This window comes from Rhodoplanes elegans, assembly GCF_016653355.1.
Lineage (GTDB): Bacteria > Pseudomonadota > Alphaproteobacteria > Rhizobiales > Xanthobacteraceae > Rhodoplanes > Rhodoplanes elegans.
Genome location: NZ_NHSK01000145.1, coordinates 1 through 12,954 on the forward strand (window position 1 = coordinate 1; position 12,954 = coordinate 12,954).

Below are 12,954 nucleotides of genomic sequence, written 5' to 3' on the forward strand. Positions count from 1 at the left end.
GCGGGCGACGGCGGCCGGGCCGACGTCGCCGACCCGGCCGCCGTCGCCCGCCTGTTCGCGGCCGCCGAGACGGCGTTCGGCGGCGTCGATGTCGTCGTCGCCAATGCCGGCATCATGACGCTGGCGCCGATCGCGACGAGCAGCGACGACCTGTTCGACCGCCAGGTCGCCATCAATCTGAAGGGCGCCTTCAACACGCTGCGCGAGGCGGCCCGGCGGCTGCGCGCCGGCGGCCGCATCGTCACCCTGTCGTCCAGCGTCACCACGCTGCTGCAGCCGACCTACGGGGTCTATGCCGCCACCAAGGCGGCCGTCGAGGCGATGACGGTGGTGCTGACCAGGGAGCTGCGCGGCCGCGGCATCATGGTCAACGCGGTGGCGCCCGGCCCGACCGCGACCGCCCTCTTCCTCGACGGCAAGCCGCAGGACCTGATCGAGCGCATCGCCAAGGCGGCGCCGCTGGAACGGCTCGGCGAGCCCGCCGACATCGCCGCGGCCGTGGCGTTCCTGGCCGGCCCGGACGGCGCCTGGATCAACGGCCAGGTGCTGCGCGCCAATGGTGGCATCGCCTGACCCGGCACGCGCGCGTCCGCCGAGCCCCGCGACGTTCGGAGAACGACGAAGGGCCCGCACGACGGCGGGCCCCTCTCCTTCGTGATCGCTCGTGGATGACCGCGTCGCCGCGGGCCGGGCGACGTCGGCTCAGGCGGCGGCGCGACCGCGGCGGCCGTTCGACTTGGCCGCCGTCTTCGCGCCGCCCTTCGCGCCGGTCTTGCTCTTGCCGCGCGACGCGGTCCCGCGGGCCGGGCTGCGCCGCGGCGGCGCCTTGCCGGACGCCTTCGGGTTCGCCGACTTCTTCGCCATCACGGTGAGCTTCTTGTCGGTGGCGACCTCCTCGCGCAGCGTCTCGGTCAGCAGCGTCGCGACGTCCTTGCGGCCGAGCTGCTTCGCCCACGCGACCAGCGTGCCGTAGCGGGTGATCTCGTAGTGCTCGACCGCCTGGGCGGCGGCGATCAGCGCGGCGTCGAGAACCTCCTTGTCCTCGACCTCGCCGGCGACGTCGTTGGCTTCCTCGATGATGCCGTCGATGGCCGGGCACTCGGTGCCCTTCGGCTCCTGATCGAGCGCCTTGAAGACCTGATCGAGCCGCTTGATCTGGCGCTTGGTCTCGGCGAGATGGGTCTTGAAGCCGCGCTTGAGCTCGGCGTCGCTCGCCTTCTCCATCATCTCGGGAAGCGCCTTCTCGATCTGATGCTCGGCGTAATAGATGTCCTCGAGCTGATGGACGAAGAGATCGTCGAGGGTGCGAATTTCGTCGGAAAACATCGCCATTCTGGATCTCCTGGGGGACGGTCCTGAGCGGACCTCGGGGGATTTCGCGAGCGATCCGCGCGATCGTCGCGACAGCCGCAATCTCGCCACCAACGAAACATGGCGAGGCCGGTTCCGCGCCGATGCGGCGAACGAGTTGAATCGCGAGCGGAAATGCGCAGGATGCGCGGCGTCGCGAGTCGTTCGACCGCCAAGGGGCCACGGTGTCGCCGCCGAGCCCGACGCGCCCAGCCACAGCCGAGCCAGAGCCGAGTCATGAACCGCGCAGCGAACCGCAGAGCGACCCCGCCGACGACCGCGTCCGCGACCGACGAGACGGCGCCGTCCTCGCGCGCCCTGATCATGTGCGTCGCCGTGCTCGGCGGCGTGATGGCGACGATCGCGGCGCAGCTCGCCTTCGCGCGGTTCGGGCTCGATCTCGGCGCGGCGTGGCGCGCCATGATGGGGATGCGGAGCGGCCAGATGCGCTCGGCCTTCGCCTGGTGGGCGATCGCGCTCACCGCCTTCGCGGCCGGCTTTCTGATCGCGCTGGTGACGCGCTGGCTGTCCGGCACCGAGGCCAATCTCGCGATCCTGTACTGGATCGGCGGCCTCGCGCTGGTCGCGGGCCTCGCGGTGGTCGGCCACGCCGCCGGGGCACCGAGCGGCCTGTCGGTCGGCGCGTCGACGGCGCTCGGGCTGACCACGCTGGCGGCCGCCGGCCTGCTGTCGCTGCTCGGCGGCTATTTCGCCACCCGCCGCTGACCCGCGCCGCGCTTCCGGCTTTCGGGCCGACGCCGGACGACCGACGCCGAACGTCCGAGATGGCGCCGGTGTGGCGGCGGCGGGGCGGCGACTCCCGTCGGATCTGCTCAACCCGCGGGCATCACAAAAAAAACACGCGCATCGTGATAGAAGCCGGCATCATGTCCGTGCCGACTCGACCGGTCGTCTCGTGGCCGTTCGAACCGCGGCACGAGCCGAAGCCACGCATGCCGTAGCGGCCGCTGCCGCATGCCCAGCCACAGCCCCCGCCGCGCGATGCCGATCGCAGCATCGCCCGGCGGGTGGACCATTCGAGGCAGGTGGACAATGCGATCGTGGTCGCCGACGTGCCGCGTCTTCCGGTTCATTCCGTTCGGGGTCGCCTTGAGCCTCGGCATCGGCGTTGCGGTCGCGATGCCTCCTGCGCCGGCCGACGCCGCGCCGCGCCAAAAACTCGTCTGCCCGATGACCCTCGTGGAGCCCGGTGCATTCGCCGACGACGCCGAGCACGCCCGCTACGCCGCCTGCCTGCGCCGGGCGGAGGCTCGCAAGGCCCGCCTCGCCAAGCAGAAGCAGCAGGCGGCTCCGGCAGGCGCGGCGGCAGCAACCGCGACAGCCGCAACGGCGGCAACCGGCAAGACACAGCCCGCGGCGCGTGACTTCAAGGCTGCGGATCTGGCGCTCGCCGGCATCCCGGGGGTTCCCGACGCACGCTTCTGGGGCGACTCCGAGGCCGACTATCTGCGCGTCCTCGGCAGCGCCGGCGACGACTGGCTGGCGCTCTCGGCCGGCGGCGAGGATTCGGGCTTCGGAGCGGGCCTGTTCACCGGCCTCACGGCGAGCGGCCGCCGCACCGACTACGCCGTGGTGACCGGCGTCAGCTCCGGCGCCCTGCTCGCCCCGTTCATCTTCCTCGGGTCCGCGCGCGACGCCGAGATGCGCGACAACTTCATGGCCCTGAACGCGGCGGAAGTGTTCGAGGATCAGCGCACCCGCGAGAGCCTTCTCGACACCTGGCCGCTGCGCAAGTTCCTGGAGCGACACATCACCCGCGAGCTGATCGACGCGGTCGCGGCCGAGCACAAGCGCGGCCGCCGGCTGATCGTCCTCACCGCCAATCTGGACACGGCCCGCCCGGTCGCCTGGAACATGGGCGCGATCGCGGCCGCCGGCACCGACGAATCGCGCAAGCTGTTCCGCGACGTGCTGGTCGCGTCGAGCGCCATCCCCGGCCTGTTCCCGCCGATGATGATCGAGACCGAGGCGAACGGCCGCAAGATCCAGGAGATGCATGTCGACGGCGGCCTCGCCTCGACGCTCTACGTGGCTCCGGATTCGATGCTGCTCGCCGGCGCCTCGCGGCTGCCGATGAAGCGCGTCACCATCGTGATCAACGGCAAGCTCAGACCGGAATTCGCCGTGACCGACCGCAGCCTGGTCGGCGTGCTCGGCCGCTCGCTGTCGGTCGGCGTCAAGCGCGGCAGCCGGACCACGGCGCTCCTGGCCGCCGCGGCGGCGCGCCGCGCCGGCATCGGCTTCGAGATCGCCTATGTCGACCAGGGCTTCGATCACCCGAGCAACGGCATGTTCGACCCCGCCTACATGAAGGCGCTGTTCGAGAGCGGCTTGGCCCAGGGCAAGAGCGCGACGCCGTTCCGCGACGCCGTGCCCGGCGGCGCCGGCGCCGGAGCGGCTGCCGGCGGGCAGGACCGGCCCGCCCCGGCCTCCGCCGCGGGGCCGACCGACGGCTCCGCCGCGCAGGCGAGCCCGTCGACGGGTGGCGCCACGGCGCAGTGAACGGTCGCGGCACGCGACGGCAGGTCTCGCGCGACGACCTTTCGGGTGACGGCGGCCCGCGCCGCGGCGCCGGGGGCGGCACCTGCACTCTTGCGGCACGGCCCGGCCGGGTCCAAAGCTGAGCCGATTGCGTCACCAGATCGATCGAGCCCCGATGCCCCGCCTGTTTCGCGTCTCCACGCTCCGCGGCCTCTGGCACGGCCTGCGCACCGAAGGCCCGCGCAGCCTGCTGCGCCTCGCCCGCAACGAGCTCGCCGAGCCCCGCCTCGCCCTCACCCGCAAGATCCGGGGCGCGGCGACGGCGGTCGGCGACCGCTTCCGCCGCGTCACCACGGCGAGCGAGGCGTGGTCGGACGACTGCCTGCAGCTCGTCTGGGACCTCTCGGTCGCGCCCGTGTCCTACGACCTCGTCGCGGCGCTCGCCGCGGCCGAGATCGAGCGGCGCAAGCGCGGTCTCGGCGGCCTCGTGGTGATCGTCGTCCCGGGCCCGCATCACGGCGTGAAGCGGGAGACGCCGGCGCACGAGATGGCCGAGGATCCCGAGGCGCGACTGCACCGGCTGCACCAGGAGCTGCTGCCGCTGCTCGCGCTGATGCCGTCGGTGCGCGGCCATGCGGTTTGTGCCGATCGCCAGCAGGCGTGGTCGCTGATCGCCGGCGACGACCGCCGGGTCTACCCGGACGGCTATCGCATCTTCCTGCCGCTGCGGCCCGACCCGGGCGCGGCCCGCGACGAGGCCCGCCGCGCCGGGACGGTATGGCCGTTGCTGTCCGCCACGGGCCCGGCCCGCCGCGCCGCCGAGGAGTATCTGACGCGCGTCGCCGGCGGCCGCCGCGCCGTGGTGATCACGCTGCGGGCGAGCGCGCTCTCGCCCCGGCGCAACAGCCGGGTCGACGACTGGGTCGCCTTCGCGGACGGCCTCGATCCTGAGCGCTACGCGCCGATCTTCGTCCACGACGCGCCGCCCGGAGCGCCGCTGCCGGACGCCCTCGCCGGACGCGAGGTCTGCGTCGCGGCGAGCCTCGACGTCGCGTTCCGGCTGGGGCTCTACGAGCGCGCCTGGCTGACCATGGGCGTGCTCTCGGAGCCCCTGATGCTCGCCTGGTACGACGAGCGGGTGCGCTACCAGGTGTTCGTGCCGATCGACGAGGCCGACGACGTGACGGCGCGCGCCCTGGAAGACCAGGGTCACCGCATCGGCGGCGACATCGAGTTCGCGCGGCCCTGGCAACAGCTCGTGTGGAAGACCGACACGCTGATGGCGATCCGCCTCGCCTTCTCGGTTATGGAGGCGCGCCTGACCGCCATCGAGGCGGTGGAACGCACCGCGCCGGCGGCGGCGGTTCAGGACTGACGGTTTGTCCGGAAGGGCGGCCTGCGCCCGGCGGACCGCTCGACGGGATCAGACCGGACGGAAGAGACGTGGCGGGTGAACGGGCTGGACCGGCTCGGGTGGATCAGCCATGGGCGAGAGGCCCGACTTCACCCTGGTCGCCGCGGCGAGACCGGACACACTGCGACGGGCCGAAAAGAAAACGAGCTGCACCAAGGGGCTGCACACCGAAGCGGACCCGGCAGCGGGCCGGTGCCGAATGCACCGGCGTCATCGATCGGACGTCGATCAGACCAGGAATGTCAGCACAGTCGACAGCACACAGCCGCTGACCAGCAGCAGCCAATCGCCCCCGTCGAACCCGAGCAGATGCGCCGAACCGCCGGTGCGGTCGTAGATGGCATTGTCGTAGGCGCTGTCGTCGAACATGACTGTCCCCTGGAGAACATAGCCCCCTGTGCCACTCCAACGCGCAATCGGGCACTCGGTTCCAGGGCGGTAACGAATTATTAAGGATTTAGGACAGGCGGGGCCAAACGGGGTGATTCGGGCGGCCGGGCGGTCACGGATGCGGGACCGCAGAGAGCCCGCCGGACCTTCCCGAGCAGGCTGCAAGGGCAGCCGCCTTCAGCGTCGCGCCGATGTCACGCCTTCGGCCGCCAGTCGGCCAGGAAGGTGTCGATGGAGCGCAGCCAGTCGGCGTTCTTGGCGAGCAGCTCGGAAGTGCGCGCCATCATGGCGAAGTGGTCGCGCTCCTGGCTCGAGCTCGTCGCTCCCGCGCGATCGGCGAAGCCGACGGCGTTCCGTCGGTGCTGCTCGGCATCGAGCAGGACCTGTCGAGGCGTTCGACGCATCACTCGTCTCCCCCGCCAAACTCTCACGCCACACGGAAGAGATTAACTCGAACGGCTTGCTCGCGTCTACGCTTGGTTGTAGCCGTCCACAAGGAGACCGGATTCCAGGCCGGACGAAGCCTCGCATGGGCATCTATAATTCACTTGGATTAATCAATCACATGTTTTGATTTGCTTTCGTGATGAAATGCCGGCGGAATTCGCACGGGTCCGGGCCCCGCCGCGTGCATGGCCGATGCACTCGCCTCGACGGAGAACTCGCATGCTCACCCTCGCTCGTCTGGCCTGCTGCGCCGCCGGGCTGGCCGTGGCCGCCCTCACCTGGAGCGAGCCCGCCGCCGCCCAGCGCGTCATCCGGGTCGGCCAGGCCGACACCCTCACGGGCCAGAACCTGCCCGAGCTGATCGCAATGGCGAACGCCGAGAAGCGCCTCGGGGTGAAGTTCAACGTCGTCGCGCTGAAGTCCGACGACGTCGTCTTCCAGGCGGTGATCAACAACGAGATCGATATCGGCATCGGCGACGCCTACAAGGGCATCGACACGCTCAAGGCGCCGGTGCGGCACTTCTTCCTGCTCCGCCGGGTCGCCTACTTCCCGGTCGTCAACAGCGAGACCTACAAGACCTGGAAGGACATGAACGGCGCCGACATGGCCGTGCACGCGCGCGGCTCCGCGACCGAGGCGATGGCCCTGCAGATGGAGAAGGCGAACGGCATCAAGTTCGGCCAAATCAGCTTCGTGCCGGGATCCGAGGTGCGCATCATCGCGATGCGCCGCGGCACCATGAAGGCGACGCTGCTCGACCTGCCGAACACCCGCAAGCTCACCGAGGAGGACCCGAAGAAGTTCATCGTCCTGCCGGTCGAGACCCAGTCGGCGAGCGACGAGATCTTCTACGCCACCACCAAGTTCATCGCCGACAACAAGGAGCTGGTGCAGGTGCTGAGCGAGGAGCTCCTGAAGTCGCTGCGCATCGTCAACGCCGACCCCAAGGCGCCGGCCCGGCTGCGCACCGAGCTCGGGCTCCTGAAGGACCTGCCGAAGCCGCTGGCCGACGACATCACGCCCTATTTCGAGATGGCGGTGCCGGGCGGTCTGTTCCCGACCGACGGCGGCGGTGCCGCGGCGGCCAAGGCGGACTTCGACTTCCTGATCGCGGCCGGCCGTTTCAAGGGCCAGAACGCCGACTACAAGATCGAGGACTTCTGGGACCTCGCCCCGCTCGAGGCCGCGCTCGCCAAGGTCGGCAAGAACTGAGCGACCGCACCGTGTCCCGCCTCCCCCGGCTCGTGCCTCGATGACATCGATCGAACCATCGCGGCGCGACGGGCTGCCGACCCTCGAAGCGACGGACCGTCCGGCCGCAGCGGTCGTCGATCCGGTCGGCAGCATCCAGGGCGGCCACCGCCTGCGCGACCGGAGCTGGCCCTGGCAGGTCGCCTCCTTCGTGCTGGTGCTCGGCGCCTGGGAGATCGCCGGGCGCTGGCCCGTGAGCCTCGCCTTCCCGCCGTTCTCGCGGGTCGCCGTCGCCTTCGTCGAGATGGCCGTGGCCGGCGACTTCGGCCACGCCTACGCCGTGACGCTGCCGCCGCTCGTCGTCGGCATCGGCATCGTCGCGGTGCTCGGCGTCACGCTCGGCATCGCCATGGGGCTGTCGCGCGGCCTAGAGTGGATCGGCATGCCCTTGATGGTGGTGCTGCAGACCGCGCCGATCGCCGCCATCATCCCGCTGCTCACCTATTTCTACGGCGTCAGCCCGACCTCGAAGACCGCCGCCGTGATCCTGCTCGCCGCCCCCATCGTGGTGCTGAACTCGTATCGCGGCATCCGCAACACCAATGCGTCGCTGCTCGACATGTGCCGCTCGTTTCTCGGCACAAGGCTGCAGCAGGTGTTCAAGATCATGCTGCCGCACGCGAGCGGCATGATCTTCGCCGGCCTGCGGCTCGGCATCTCGGCCGGCTTCATCGGCGTGGTGCTCGCCGAGCTCCTGATCTCGCCCACCGGCATCGGCGACCTGATCAGCTACAACCGGTCGATCGCCCGCTACGACAAGATGTTCGCCGCGATCCTCTCGATCCTGGCGCTCGCCACCGTGACGCTCGCGCTGCTGCAGCGCCTCGAGAACCGGCTGTTCCGGCCGGACCACGCGGTTTCCGGATGAACGTGATGGCTCCTCCCCTGCCCGCCTCGACGCTCGGCGCATCCGCGGCCGCCGACGCTCCGCCGATCGTGCGGGTCGCGGGCGTCACCATGCGTTACGCCAACGGCGTCACGGCGCTGGACGGCATCGACCTCGATATCCCGCGCGGCAAGCTCACCACGCTGCTCGGCCCGAGCGGCTGCGGCAAGACCACGCTCCTCAAGATCATCGCCGGCCTGCTGCGCCCGACCACCGGCACGGTCGCCGTGAACGGCAAGTCCGTCGCCGGCCCCGGGCCGGAGCGCGCCCTGGTGTTCCAGGACTTCGCCCTGCTGCCGTGGGCGACCGTGCTGCGCAACGTCGCCTTCGGGCTCGAGCTGCGCGGCGTCGCCAGGTCCGAGCGCGAGGCGATCGCGGCGAAGTACATCCGCGAGGTCGGCCTCGCCGGCTTCGAGAACCAGTATCCGAACCAGCTCTCCGGCGGCATGCGCCAGCGCGCCGGCCTCGCCCGCGCCCTCACGGTCAATGCCGACATCCTGATGATGGACGAGCCGTTCTCGGCCGTCGACGAGCAGATGCGGCGCAAGCTGCAGGAGGATCTCCTCTCCCTCCTCGCGGTCGAGAAGAAGACCGTGATCGTCGTGACGCACTCGATCGAGGAGGCCGTCTATCTCTCCGACCGCATCGTGCTGCTGTCGCGACGGCCGAGCCGCGTCTCGGCGATCCGCGACCCCGGCATCGCCCACGACATGCCCCCCGACCAGATCCGCCGCGACCGCCGCTACCTCGACACGGTGGACGAGATCTGGGACATGCTGAAGCAGTACCTGATATGAGGACGGGGGCCACCATCGAGTCTTACCGTCACCCTGAGGTGCCCGGCGAAGCCGGGCCTCGAAGGGCGACGGCCCGGGCGCCTCGGCCGCATCCTTCGAGGCTCGCTGCGCGAGCACCTCAGGATGACGGATCGCGATTCGGGGTAGCCAACCCATGACCCCGCGCTCGTTCCTCGATCACGTGCCGTCCGGCTTCTCGCTCCTCGTCTGGGCGCTCATCTGGGAGCTGATCGGCCGGTTCGGCGGCGTCGATCTGATCCCGCCGATGACCGCGATCCTCGCCAAGGCGGTCGAGCTGGTGCAAACCGAGTCGTTCATGAAGGCGCTCGCCGTCACGGCGCAGGCCTTCGGCCTCGGCATGGCGCTGGCGATCGTCGTCGGCATCCCGCTCGGCGTGCTGATGGGCGTGTGGCGTCCGGCCGAGCGGCTCATGGACATCTGGGTGAACATCTTCATCAGTGCGCCGCTCACCGCGCTGGTGCCGGCCCTGATGCCGCTGCTCGGCATCGGCCAGACCACCGTGGTGGCGACCGTCTTCCTGTTCGCCGTCTGGGTGCTGGTGATCGACACCCAGGCCGGCATCCGACACGTCGGAGGCTCGCTCGTCGACATGGCGCGGCTGTTCGGCGGCACCCGCGCGCAGATTTTCTTCAAGGTGCTGCTGCCCGGCGCACTGCCCGAGATCCTCACCGGGCTGCGCCTCGCCGTGGTGCGCGGCGTCAAGGGCGTGGTGATCGGCCAGATCATCATCGCGCTGCTCGGCTTCGGCGAGCTGTTCGAGCTCTACCTCCAGAACTTCCTCATGGAGGAGTTCTGGGCCCTGGTCTTCGTCGTCTTCGCGCTCGCCTTCGTGCTGGTCGAGCTGGTCGGGATGGTCGAGCGCCGCTTCGATTTCTATGCCGGCTCGCGCTGAGCCGTTCCCGCGCTGCTGTCGAGGACCTCAATGAACAACAACACTCCCATCCTGATCGAGAACGGCCGCGCGCTGCTGCCCGACGGCGACCCGCACCAGGGCGAGCGCTGCGACATTCTCGTCCATGCCGGCGCCATCGCGGAGATCGGAACGGGGCTGGCGGCGAAGCTGAAAGCGGAGGGCAAAACCTTCGAGACGCTCGACGCCACCGACCGGCTGGTGATCCCGGGCTTCATCAACGCGCACTATCACTCGCACGACACGCTCGCCAAGGGCACCATGGACGAGACGCCGCTGGAGACGTGGCGCCTGCTCGCTTTGCCGCCCCAGTATCCCAAGCGGTCGCGTGCGGAGATCCGCGCCCGCACGCTGATCGGCGCACTCGAATGCCTGCGCTCCGGCATGACCACCGTGCAGGACATGGTCACGCTCTACCCGTTCGATCCCGAGCATTTCGAGGCGGTGGTCGAGGCCTACGAGGAGATCGGCGTGCGCGCCGTGGTGGCGCTGCAATACGCCGACATCCGCGGCATCGAGACGATCCCGTTCTGGAAGGAGATCTTCCCGGCCGAGTACCATCCCTATCTCTCGACCGCGGCCGAGCCCGACAAGAAGATCGACCAGCTCGCCTGGTTCGAGGACAACATCCTGAAGCAGCAGAAGCCCGACGCGCGCGTCACCTGGGCGCTCGGCCCCTCGGCGCCCGAGCGCTGCACCCGCGCCCTGATCGAGCGCACCGCGGCGCTGGCGAAGACCTACGACCTCCCGATCTTCACCCACATCTACGAGTCGAAGGGCATGGCCCTGCAGGCCCGGCTCGAATATCCCGACCACGGCGGCTCGCTGATCCGGCGGCTCGAGGTCGAGGGCCTGCTCGGGCCGCGCCTCAACCTCGCGCATTCGGTGTGGCTGCTGCCGGACGAGATCGAGATCCTCGCTCGTACCGGTACCAATGTGGTGATCAACCCGCTCAGCAACACCAAGCTGAAGAGCGGCATCCCGCCAATCCGCGCCCTGCAGGAGGCCGGCGTGTCGATCGCGCTCGGCTGCGACAACTGCTCGTGCTCGGACGCGCAGAACATGTTCCAGGCCATGAAGCTGTTCGCGCTCCTGGTGCACATCAGCGATCCGGAGCCCGGCCCCGATCAGTCGAGCCGCGCCTTCGGAGCGGCGACCATGGGCGGCGCGCATGCGATCGCGCGGAACGATCTCGGCCGGATCGCGCCCGGCGCGCGCGCCGACCTCGTGCTGATCGACCTGAAGGACCCGTCCTACGTGCCGCTCAACAGCGCGACGCGCCAGCTCGTCTACACCGAGGGCGGCCGCGGCGTGGACACCGTGATGGTCGACGGCCGCGTCGTGATCAGCAACGGCCGCCTCGCCACCATGGACCAGGACGCGCTTCTGGAGGAGGTGATGGCCGTGGTGCCGCAGTTCCGCGAGGACTTCGCCACCATCGCGGCGCGCGTCGAGACGCTGAAGCCGTGGATCGCACAGGCGCACCGAAAGATCTGGGCCGCCGATGTCGGCACCAACCGGCTGTTCACGGGCCGCTGATGGGCGCTGACGGGCACACACGATGAAGCTCGCCGAGGTCGATTACGTGCGCGCCGAGACGGTCGCGCACGCGCTCGCGCTGCTCGCCGAGACCGACGTCGACAGCAAGATCCTCGCCGGCGGCCAGAGCCTGATGCCGCTGCTCGCCATGCGGCTCGCCGGGCCGCAGCGGCTGATCGACATCGGCCGCATCGCCGGGCTCGACCGGCTGGAGGTCGTCGGAGACCGGCTGGTGATCGGCGGGCTCGTCCGTCATCACCGTATCGCCACCGACCCGCTGGTCGCACGGGCCGCGCCGCTGCTCGCCGCCGCGGCCCCGCATGTCGCGCATCCGGCGATCCGCAACCGCGGCACGTTTGCAGGCTCGCTCGCCCATGCCGATCCGGCGGCCGAATTCCCGGCCTGCGCCCTGGCGCTCGGCGCCGAGATCACGCTGGCGTCGGCCGCCGGCACCCGCACGGTCGCGGCGGACGACTTTTTCGAGGGCCTGTATCAGACCGCCGTTAGGCCCGACGAGCTTCTGATCGAGGTCTCGGTGCCGGTCGAGACCCCTGCGTCGCGCTTCGCTTTCGTCGAGTTCGCGCGGCGCAGCGGCGACTATGCGCTCGCCGGCCTTGCCGCGGCAGCGCGCGCCGAGGGGGATCGCCTGACGGACCTTCGCCTCGCCTTCTTCGGCATCGGCGACACGCCGGTGCCGGCGCCCGAGGCGGCCACGATCCTGTCGTCCGGTCCGATCGATGACGCACTGATAGAGCAAGCCGTCGACTCCCTCGCGCCGCTGGAGGTGCGCGACAGCGCCACGGCGGGTGAAAAGTACCGACGCCACCTCGCCGGCGTCGCGCTGCGCCGCGCCGCCGCCGCGCTCGCCCGCCCGGAGGCGGCCGCATGCCGATGATCACCATCGCCTGCACGATCAACGACGAGCTTGTCGAAGCGACCGTGTCGACACGCGAAACGCTCGCGGATTTCCTACGCGACAAACTCGCCCTCACGGCCACGCACGTAGGCTGCGAGCACGGCGTCTGCGGCGCCTGCACGATTCTCGTGGACGGACGCACCGCGCGGGCCTGCCTGATGCTCGCGGCGCAAGCCGACGGCGCCGTGATCGAGACGCTCGAAGGCGCATCGCGAAACGGCCGGCTCGCCGCGCTCCAGAAGGCCTTTCACGATCACGCGGCGCTCCAATGCGGCTTCTGCACGCCCGGCATGCTGTTCACGGCCGCGGAGCTCTTGGACAATAACCCCGCACCGTCGCGTGAAGAGATCAGAGAGGCGCTGTCGGGAAATCTCTGCCGCTGCACCGGCTATCAGGCGATCGTCGACGCGATCGAGGCGGTGGGGAAGAGCGAGGGAGGTGGCGCTTGACGATGTCGGCAGCACTCTCTCGGCCGTCATGCCCGGCCTTGTGCCGGGCATCCACGACCTTGCTGCGTGGATGGGATGA

At 70.2% G+C, this 12,954-nt stretch carries 13 protein-coding genes and 1 pseudogene; 11 read left to right on the top strand and 3 right to left on the bottom strand.

Translation table 11 applies throughout. The features are described 5' to 3' along the window. The coding region (locus tag CCR97_RS17975) for an SDR family oxidoreductase (protein WP_244670536.1) at positions 1-573 on the top strand (573 nt) is incomplete at its 5' end. Positions 574-831: 258 nt separating this feature from the next. On the opposite strand, the pseudogene CCR97_RS17980 reads toward CCR97_RS17975, so the two are convergent. Next, positions 832-1,332: pseudogene (locus CCR97_RS17980) on the bottom strand (YciE/YciF ferroxidase family protein); the annotation flags it as partial. A 255-nt stretch (positions 1,333-1,587) separates the two neighbouring features. On the opposite strand from CCR97_RS17980, the gene CCR97_RS17985 reads away from it, so the two are divergent. The 3 genes from CCR97_RS17985 (at position 1,588) to CCR97_RS17995 (ending at position 5,227) form a co-directional block, all read left to right on the top strand. Further along, entirely contained in the window at positions 1,588-2,076 is a 489-nt protein-coding gene (locus CCR97_RS17985; RefSeq protein ID WP_111360171.1) for a hypothetical protein, read from the top strand. 465 nt (positions 2,077-2,541) lie between these two features. After that, on the top strand, positions 2,542-3,873 hold the full coding sequence (locus tag CCR97_RS17990) for a patatin-like phospholipase family protein (protein WP_201159734.1): 1,332 nt from the start codon (positions 2,542-2,544) through the stop codon (positions 3,871-3,873). Positions 3,874-4,027: 154 nt separating this feature from the next. Beyond that, positions 4,028-5,227, top strand: a complete 1,200-nt coding sequence (locus CCR97_RS17995; protein WP_111355369.1) for a hypothetical protein — start codon at positions 4,028-4,030, stop codon at positions 5,225-5,227. Between the two features lie 267 nt (positions 5,228-5,494). Here CCR97_RS17995 and CCR97_RS18000 read toward each other — a convergent pair whose 3' ends face one another. Next, positions 5,495-5,635 (bottom strand): hypothetical protein, encoded by a 141-nt coding sequence (locus tag CCR97_RS18000; RefSeq protein WP_170145665.1) that lies wholly within the window; start codon positions 5,633-5,635, stop codon positions 5,495-5,497. Positions 5,636-5,850: 215 nt separating this feature from the next. Then, the gene (locus CCR97_RS18005) at positions 5,851-6,060 is read right to left on the bottom strand and encodes a hypothetical protein (protein ID WP_111355370.1); all 210 of its coding nucleotides are present in this window, start codon (positions 6,058-6,060) and stop codon (positions 5,851-5,853) included. Between the two features lie 262 nt (positions 6,061-6,322). On the opposite strand from CCR97_RS18005, the gene CCR97_RS18010 reads away from it, so the two are divergent. The 7 genes from CCR97_RS18010 (at position 6,323) to CCR97_RS18040 (ending at position 12,875) form a co-directional block, all read left to right on the top strand. Next, positions 6,323-7,318 (top strand): ABC transporter substrate-binding protein, encoded by a 996-nt coding sequence (locus CCR97_RS18010; protein WP_170145666.1) that lies wholly within the window; start codon positions 6,323-6,325, stop codon positions 7,316-7,318. Positions 7,319-7,358: 40 nt separating this feature from the next. After that, a complete protein-coding gene (locus CCR97_RS18015; RefSeq protein WP_111355372.1) occupies positions 7,359-8,225 on the top strand; it encodes an ABC transporter permease in 867 nt (288 codons plus the stop codon). A 5-nt stretch (positions 8,226-8,230) separates the two neighbouring features. Continuing rightward, positions 8,231-9,040, top strand: coding sequence for an ABC transporter ATP-binding protein (locus CCR97_RS18020; protein WP_111355399.1), 810 nt, complete (start codon positions 8,231-8,233; stop codon positions 9,038-9,040). A 154-nt stretch (positions 9,041-9,194) separates the two neighbouring features. Then, a complete protein-coding gene (locus CCR97_RS18025; RefSeq protein WP_111355373.1) occupies positions 9,195-9,953 on the top strand; it encodes an ABC transporter permease in 759 nt (252 codons plus the stop codon). A gap of 30 nt (positions 9,954-9,983) precedes the next feature. Beyond that, complete coding sequence (locus CCR97_RS18030) at positions 9,984-11,510, top strand: amidohydrolase family protein (RefSeq protein ID WP_111355374.1); 1,527 nt, start codon at positions 9,984-9,986, stop codon at positions 11,508-11,510. Between the two features lie 22 nt (positions 11,511-11,532). Continuing rightward, positions 11,533-12,405, top strand: a complete 873-nt coding sequence (locus CCR97_RS18035; protein ID WP_111355375.1) for an FAD binding domain-containing protein — start codon at positions 11,533-11,535, stop codon at positions 12,403-12,405. Further along, positions 12,396-12,875 carry a (2Fe-2S)-binding protein gene (locus tag CCR97_RS18040; protein ID WP_201159735.1) on the top strand — a complete coding sequence of 160 codons (480 nt, stop codon included), beginning with the start codon at positions 12,396-12,398 and terminating at the stop codon, positions 12,873-12,875. The genes CCR97_RS18035 and CCR97_RS18040 overlap by 10 nt, the downstream gene beginning before the upstream one ends. Positions 12,876-12,954 lie beyond the last annotated feature (79 nt).

What these genes read in the sequence shown, in the direction of transcription:
- CCR97_RS17985 (WP_111360171.1), top strand. Translation starts at nt 1,588, where the DNA reads ATGAACCGCGCAGCGAACCGCAGAGCGACCCCGCCGACGACCGCGTCC.
- CCR97_RS17990 (WP_201159734.1), top strand. Translation starts at nt 2,542, where the DNA reads ATGACCCTCGTGGAGCCCGGTGCATTCGCCGACGACGCCGAGCACGCC.
- CCR97_RS17995 (WP_111355369.1), top strand. Translation starts at nt 4,028, where the DNA reads ATGCCCCGCCTGTTTCGCGTCTCCACGCTCCGCGGCCTCTGGCACGGC.
- CCR97_RS18000 (WP_170145665.1), bottom strand. Translation starts at nt 5,635, where the DNA reads ATGTTCGACGACAGCGCCTACGACAATGCCATCTACGACCGCACCGGC.
- CCR97_RS18005 (WP_111355370.1), bottom strand. Translation starts at nt 6,060, where the DNA reads ATGCGTCGAACGCCTCGACAGGTCCTGCTCGATGCCGAGCAGCACCGA.
- CCR97_RS18010 (WP_170145666.1), top strand. Translation starts at nt 6,323, where the DNA reads ATGCTCACCCTCGCTCGTCTGGCCTGCTGCGCCGCCGGGCTGGCCGTG.
- CCR97_RS18015 (WP_111355372.1), top strand. Translation starts at nt 7,359, where the DNA reads ATGACATCGATCGAACCATCGCGGCGCGACGGGCTGCCGACCCTCGAA.
- CCR97_RS18020 (WP_111355399.1), top strand. Translation starts at nt 8,231, where the DNA reads ATGGCTCCTCCCCTGCCCGCCTCGACGCTCGGCGCATCCGCGGCCGCC.
- CCR97_RS18025 (WP_111355373.1), top strand. Translation starts at nt 9,195, where the DNA reads ATGACCCCGCGCTCGTTCCTCGATCACGTGCCGTCCGGCTTCTCGCTC.
- CCR97_RS18030 (WP_111355374.1), top strand. Translation starts at nt 9,984, where the DNA reads ATGAACAACAACACTCCCATCCTGATCGAGAACGGCCGCGCGCTGCTG.
- CCR97_RS18035 (WP_111355375.1), top strand. Translation starts at nt 11,533, where the DNA reads ATGAAGCTCGCCGAGGTCGATTACGTGCGCGCCGAGACGGTCGCGCAC.
- CCR97_RS18040 (WP_201159735.1), top strand. Translation starts at nt 12,396, where the DNA reads ATGCCGATGATCACCATCGCCTGCACGATCAACGACGAGCTTGTCGAA.